The organism is Okeania sp. SIO3I5, assembly GCF_010672085.1.
In the GTDB taxonomy this organism is placed as follows: domain Bacteria; phylum Cyanobacteriota; class Cyanobacteriia; order Cyanobacteriales; family Microcoleaceae; genus Trichodesmium.
Map to the genome: position 1 here is coordinate 1 of NZ_JAAHHT010000434.1, position 3,703 is coordinate 3,703.

Here is a 3,703-nt window from a genome sequence, read left to right on the forward strand (position 1 = left end):
TGGCAAGTTTATGTTTTACACCCGTAAGGCACTATTATATCTAATAAACCTTTTCTTTGTCAAAGATGGATAAAAGTTGATAGATTTCTAGATCTTTCTATTGATTCGGCAAAACTTTACAATACTAATTAAGGCTACTTTAATTCATTAGATCGGTGGGGCATCCCACACTAGCTCAGTTAACATTTACAAGTAGAGTCGCTGAGAAGTCCGCACTGATTCTTGTAATCAGTATGGGAGTATGTAACGGGTAAAACTACTTCTAATGTTTCATCAACTTTCTTATGCCACATAACCATATCATTCAGATTTTCCCAGGATGGTGCAAAAGGAGAAAGAGCTAATGAACAAGCTTTCCAATTACTTTCAACTTCTGTCATTAACTTTTGGCAAACACCACCACGTCTTCCCTCTGGTGAATAGTATCGACAATGACGACAAACTACAGTGGGTTTCATAAAAAATTTTCCTAAATTTAATTCACTCTATCTTAATTATTTTGAATCAAAGCAACTTATGGTTGGAACCTATTAAATCCATTGTTACATCTGGCTTCTGAATATTCCTATTAATTAGATAAAATTTATATTATTTTTATAATTGCTTTATAAAGATAAACATTTATGTAAAATCTAGTAAAATAAATGTATTAATTAATACATTATGGTCAATAACTTGATGGGGATCAAGTTAAAATGGAAGTCATATCGAAGTAAAAGAGACAGTATTTTTACCAATTACTGGGCAATATTTCCGGCTATAAACCCATAAATACAAACTGAAAAGCCATCAAAAATCTTCAAAAACTGATGAATTTATATTAATTAGGGCTTGCTTTTAAATTACCTTTTGTCAGTAGTAATTATGAGATTTTAAAGGTTGAGCTTCATCATCACTGTTTAGTGGCACAAATTGCACAGACTGACCAACGTTGAATTTCTCCAGGAGGCGTAGGAGATTGGCATTGAGGGCACAGAGGTAAACCCTGGGAACGAGTTTTGACAGCGATCGCCCAGTTTTCAAATGTGGTCTGAGGATTTTGATTTTTGTGAGTGGATTTTAGGAGAGGTTGTTTTTCAGACCTAGAAATCATGCTGGGATGTTCTTGCCAATCATTTTTTTCAGTTTGTCCTGATTTTTGAGGATAATAGGTATGCCACTGGGCCGCAGAAAACCGGATATTGTCCAGAGGTTCAGGCAAGAGGTGATTGAGCTTCTGTAAAAGTTGGGGAACCCGAAAACTAAGTTCTTGAGACAAAGTAGCACTCGACGTTGCTACATACAAAATTTCCCGCTCAATATATAGAGGTTTAGTTTTGATGGCCACAACCCCTAAAAGTTCTTCCCAAAATTCCATTACCTTTTGAAACTGTTTTTGTTGGAGCGATCGCTCCATAACTTTGAGAGAGGGTAAAATCTGATTGAGAGATTGAAAATCCATATCTGAAATTTTAATTGACAGTTAACTTCCCTGGCGGGAAGTCCCGCGCTCTCCCCCAGGGGAGCGTCGGGATGAAAGCCAGGGCCAAGATTCGGATACCTCCATAAGCTAAACGTTTATAAGCCCAAGACACAAGCTAGGAGGATTTTGTTATTATAAGCGTCATCACAGGGGGAGGACATCACCTCTGTTAAAACAGCGGTCAGTTTTTGCTGACTGAAGAATCCCGCGTTCGTCATCGTTATGTTGCGCTTACGCAACGTCGGGAGTATGTCAAACTATTGATATAATCCTATTTTTAACAGGACTTACGCAAAGGCACTATATATAGAGTCTTGGTGCGTTACTAAGCGCGCTAACACACCCTACCAGTAGCGTTTATGCGTAAGTCCTATTTAATTTACTGTTTGTTTTTGGTTAGCGATCATAATTGACTACCATCACTTAACGAAGTTAGAAGTCAGAAGTTATTTTTGTAACGGGGATTAGAGCAACGCTCCAAAAATATTTCGCCGATCAAGGCGGGGTTTTAGACCCAATCCTGTTTGATAAATTTTTTCCGAAGTTAAATAAGTAGAGCGACAAAGAAAAAAAGAGAAACACTCTCTCAGGGGTGATCTGCTGAAACTGATTGAAAAATTTATGATTAGCAAGCACCATTCTAATTATCAATTTCTTGATAAATTATGCTTTTTATCAAAAAATTTATTTAATGCAGTTAATTATATTGTCAGACAAGAATTTATCTTTAACCAGAAGTATTTAAACTCTGCCCAAACTTATCATTTAATTCAAGAGTCTGTTGACTGTAAAGCAATACAAGCTTCAATAATGGATAATGGATAATGGATAATGGATAATGGATAATGGATAATTACCTCTCCCTAAAAGGGAGAGGATTGACTAAAAGGAAAAAATTTATTTCTCTTGGTCGATTGGATATGCCGAGGAGACCTCGGCATCCCTCGACCGCTTTTTTCCCCTTTCAAGGGGAGGCTTTAAACCTAAATTATCTAATTATTTAATTATTTAATTATTAATTATTTCGGTAAGGTAAGTTGTCAAATAATTAGATTAGTAGATAGGTGCTGGAGTTCGTTTTTTGCCTGCATCAAAGATTACTCAAAAAACTCTAATAAATATCTGGTAAAACCAAAATTACCAAGATACAAAGATAAGTTAAAAGGTCGCTGTATAACGATTTATCCGGCTGAAGTTATTATTCATAATTATTAGTCTTTTGTCATGGTTATTATATATTTGCAGCAGTTTATGAAGTTGAATTAGGAAAACTGCTCAATAATAATCAACTGATAGTAATTGATTTAGGGTTGTCTTTCTTTAGTAACAGTTTCTTCTATTGTGTTGGAATTTCAACCATTTATAATAAATAGTAAACCTTGAAAGTAAATGAACCAATTTTTAAATAATAAAGAAAGGAGAATTACAGAGTAAATTACACAAATAAACTGAAAAACGTTTGAACTCAAATCAAATCCATAAATTAACGAGAAAACGTGATTTTAAAGTGGAGACTTATGTACACCAAGCAAGTAGAATAATAATTAATAATCTATGAGAAAACCAGATAGGAAATTTGGTAATAGGAAATAATCGCTCAAGGTCAACAAAAGGTGAATTTAGGGAAAAGAAACAAGCCAAATTTTGTGCAAATTCCTAATCATAAATTTATAGAACAATTAAAATATAAGGCGGATAAGATAAGCATAAAAGTAATTATCAACGAAGTAAAATTACACATCAAAAGCAAATTTTCACGGGCGTTGATAAGATCCTAAATTATAGTCAGGGAGTCAAACATAAATTTAGTAGTCAAGGGATAAGAAGAGGTTTGTACTTTTCAAAAAATTGCTTTTCGATCAATGCTGACCTCAACGACATTTACAATACACGGGCGAATTGCAGTTTCCTTATGCTTATGCTGATGTATGGAGAGAGACCTTTGAGTAATTTCTCTTACGAGTAACACCATGTCCCGCGTAAGTTAGATGAATATTTGTCTATATAGCGGACGTATCAAAAGCCTAAAACCCAGACAACGCCAGATTTTTCCTTCTGCCCCCCTTTCAAAGCTATGCTTTATAAACATCTTTCTCTTTTCATAAAACTTGATAACATAGACAAGTTATGTTGAAGTCTTGAATCGGCTTTTTCAGGAGAAAAGAGTATTTTTCAATACACTTTTTTATGAATGTAGACAGAATTCTTCCTCCCCCTCCTCCCCATCCTCCCCATCCTCCC

The 3,703-nt window shown here is 34.9% G+C and carries 3 protein-coding genes; 1 reads left to right on the plus strand and 2 read right to left on the minus strand.

The features are described 5' to 3' along the window. Positions 1 to 179 precede the first annotated feature (179 nt). Both F6K40_RS39250 and F6K40_RS39255 read right to left on the minus strand, forming a co-directional pair. Positions 180 to 458, minus strand: coding sequence for a hypothetical protein (locus tag F6K40_RS39250; RefSeq protein WP_293145438.1), 279 nt, complete (start codon positions 456 to 458; stop codon positions 180 to 182). A gap of 434 nt (positions 459 to 892) precedes the next feature. Continuing rightward, the gene (locus tag F6K40_RS39255; protein WP_293145441.1) at positions 893 to 1,441 is read right to left on the minus strand and encodes a DciA family protein; all 549 of its coding nucleotides are present in this window, start codon (positions 1,439 to 1,441) and stop codon (positions 893 to 895) included. 642 nt (positions 1,442 to 2,083) lie between these two features. Here F6K40_RS39255 and F6K40_RS39260 point away from each other — a divergent pair. After that, entirely contained in the window at positions 2,084 to 2,287 is a 204-nt protein-coding gene (locus F6K40_RS39260) for a hypothetical protein (RefSeq protein WP_293145444.1), read from the plus strand. The last annotated feature ends 1,416 nt before the right edge of the window (positions 2,288 to 3,703 follow it).

Bases quoted from the DNA above. Each gene is read 5' to 3' on its own strand.
- F6K40_RS39250 (WP_293145438.1), bottom strand. From the start codon at position 458: ATGAAACCCACTGTAGTTTGTCGTCATTGTCGATACTATTCACCAGAG.
- F6K40_RS39255 (WP_293145441.1), bottom strand. From the start codon at position 1,441: ATGGATTTTCAATCTCTCAATCAGATTTTACCCTCTCTCAAAGTTATG.
- F6K40_RS39260 (WP_293145444.1), top strand. From the start codon at position 2,084: ATGATTAGCAAGCACCATTCTAATTATCAATTTCTTGATAAATTATGC.